This window comes from Endozoicomonas sp. ONNA1, from assembly GCF_024606325.1.
GTDB lineage: Bacteria > Pseudomonadota > Gammaproteobacteria > Pseudomonadales > Endozoicomonadaceae > Endozoicomonas_A.
On record NZ_JAHHPN010000008.1, the window covers coordinates 1 to 2,955 of the forward strand.

Sequence of the window (2,955 nt, forward strand, 5' to 3'; positions counted from 1 at the left end):
CGCAGAGTTAGAGTCGGTTTTTGAATGAAAGTTCAAAAAATGTTGTTAAGGGCAATAAACAGAACTTCTGTCTTTTAGCGTACTCAAAATGGCATTACTCAGTGACAGCAAGCAACGAATTATTGCTTCGCAGTTCAGTGATGTGGACCGAATGGCCGTTGCAGGTGGTTATCACATAGCGACTATCGGCGCTGAACTTGGCCGATCTGACCCAGCCATTATGGGAAATGCTGGCTTTTTCTGACCATTTCCCACCGGCCCCCAGGCCAATGATTTTCGCTGTTCCGTCTGTGCTGGCAGTCACCACATGGCGGCCATCAGGACTGAAAGTGGCTGATAAGACTCCGCCTTTATGTACAATGTCTGCTTCTTCTCGTTCCCAAGATCCATTGGCTTTCTGGCGACAGATTCTTACCGTGCCATCGTCGCTGGCCGTCACTACATAGCTGCCATCGGGGCTAAAGTTGGCTGAGTTAACATAGCCGCTATGGCGAATGATGTCTTTTGGTTCCCATGAACCATAGGCCTTTTGGACATAGATTTTCGCCGTTTTATCCATACTGGCAGTCACCACATGACGGCCATCGGGGCTGAAAGTCGCTGATCTTACCCAGTTAGTATGCTCGATGCTGGCTATATCAAACCATGATCCGTCGTCCTTGAAGCCAAAGATTTCCGCCGTACTATATTCACTGTTGGTCACTATATTGCGAGCATCGGGGGTGAAGGTGGCAAAACTGATATAACCTTGTTGGGGGATAGTGGTTCTACTTTCCCATGATCCATCGTCCTTGAGCACATAGATTTTTACCGTTCGATCGTTGCTGGCGGTCACCACATGGCGGCTATCGGCGCTGAAGGTGGCTGATTCGACCCGGTTATTATGGGAAATACTGCCTACTGGTTCCCAGGCCCCTTCGGCCTTGTGGCCGTGGATTATCGCAGTGCCATCGTTACTGGCAGTCACCAGATGGCTGCCATCGGGGCTGAAGTTGGCTGAATTGACCCTTCCGGTATGGTGAATGGTCTCTATTAATTCCCATGATCCAGCGGACGTTTTAAGGTAGATTTTTGCCGTGCTATCGTCACTGGAAGTGACCAGATGGCGGCCATCGACACTGAGGCTGGCTGAGGTTACGTAGTCATTTTCGTCAATAGTTGTTGTAACTAATTCAAATGTTTTACATTCAGACATCAGCTTGGCCTTGGTGAAAAATAACAGGGCTGGCATATGAACCCTGTCCGTTTTGCGATCTGTGAATGAGTCCACTAACGCCTGATCGTTTGTGAACGACTTGAGCCAATCACTGAGTTGATCATGATTTTTTGTATCGATGGATGTCCTTAGTTGATACTGCTGTGGTGAAGGAAACCGGCGATACCACGCTTTTGCCAGAGCATTATCCTGATGAATACCATTGCGAAGGCGGGTACATACCCGTTTTAAACTGACAATATCCCGCAGTCGCAAACGTCTGAAAATCACGGAACTGGATAAAATAGGAAAATACTTAAATGAAGGTCTGTCTTTTTTCTTCTTTTCGGCAACCGCGACGGATCTACCCGCACTGACACAGGACAATGCATGCTCCAATTCAGCTTGCGTGATGGCTGGCGAGTTTGGTTTTGCGATGCTGTTGTTAGTCTCTATTCCATACATTCCTGAATTCTCCGGAGTGGGTATTTATCTTCGATCAATAAGGACAGTCAATGTCGATACCACAAAGTTGGAGTCAGTTTTAGAATGAAAGTTCGTAACATGTTGTTAAGGAAAACTAACAGAGTTTCTGTCTTTCGGCGCACTCAAAATGGCGTCAGGCAATCACAGCAATCAATTATTCCCCCGTAGTTCAGTGATTTTTACCACGCCGTCAGCACTGGCGGTGAGCACATGGCTGCCATCGGCGCTAAAGGTGGCTGATAAGACCCAGATCCTGTGGGAAATACTGGCTTTTTCTAACCATGAGCCATTGGGTGTCAGACCGATGATTTTTGCTGTTCCGTCGTCGCAGGCAGTCACCAGATGGCGGCCATCAGGGCTGAAGTTCGCTGAGTTGACATGTTCCTTATGTTGAAAGATGGCTTCTTCTTCCCATGAGTCATTGGTTTTCTGGCCATAGATTATTACCGTGCCATTTTTACTGACTGTCACAAGGTGCTGGTCGTCTGGGCTAAAGATGGCTGAGTCAACGGCAACCTTGTGAGGAATGATGGTTTTTTGTTTCCATGATCCATCGGCTTCCTTGCCATAGATTTTCACCATGAAATCCCAACTGGCAGTCACAACACGATGACTATTGGGGCTAAAGTTGGCCGATAAAACAATATTGTTATGGCAAATGGTGTCTTTTTCTTCCCATGAACCATCGGTCTGATGACTAAAGATTTTCGCCGTTTTATTGCCAGTGATGGTTACCACATGGCAGCCATCGTCGCTGAAGGTGGCTGATTTGACAGAATCCCTATGGGAAAGAATGGCCGTTAATTGCCATGATCCATCGTCCTTCAGGCTATGAATCTGTGCCTTTTTGTCTCTGGTGCCGGTCACCACATGGCGACTATCGGCACTGAAGTTGGCTGTACTTAGCGGTTCTCTGTCGGAAATGATGGCCTTTATCTGCCATGATCCATCGCGACTCAGGCCATATATGTACGCTATTTCATCCCAACTGGCGGTCACCACATGATGACTATCGGGGCTGAAAACTGCTGAGCTGAGATAACTTCCATGGGAAATGATGATTTTTTTTACCCATGATCCATCAGTCCTGTGGCCGTAGATTTTCAATGTGTCTTGTCTGTTGGTGGTTATCAGATGCTTTCCATCGGCACTGAGGGCGGCTGAGTTCACTGGATGACGTTCTTTAATGATGGGCTTTGTCACTAATTCAAAAGTCTCACATTCAGACATCAGCCCTGTCTTGGTGAAATGCAACAGGGCAGGGAAATAAACAC

Annotated in this window: 2 protein-coding genes; both read right to left on the minus strand. The window is 47.3% G+C overall.

Annotation, left to right across the window (positions count from 1 at the left end; translation table 11 throughout):
• Positions 1-94 precede the first annotated feature (94 nt).
• A complete protein-coding gene (locus KDK19_RS00110; RefSeq protein WP_257291079.1) occupies positions 95-1,660 on the minus strand; it encodes a WD40 repeat domain-containing protein in 1,566 nt (521 codons plus the stop codon).
• 171 nt (positions 1,661-1,831) lie between these two features.
• A partial coding sequence (locus KDK19_RS00115) for a WD40 repeat domain-containing protein (RefSeq protein WP_257291080.1) occupies positions 1,832-2,955 on the minus strand: 1,124 nt, incomplete at its 5' end.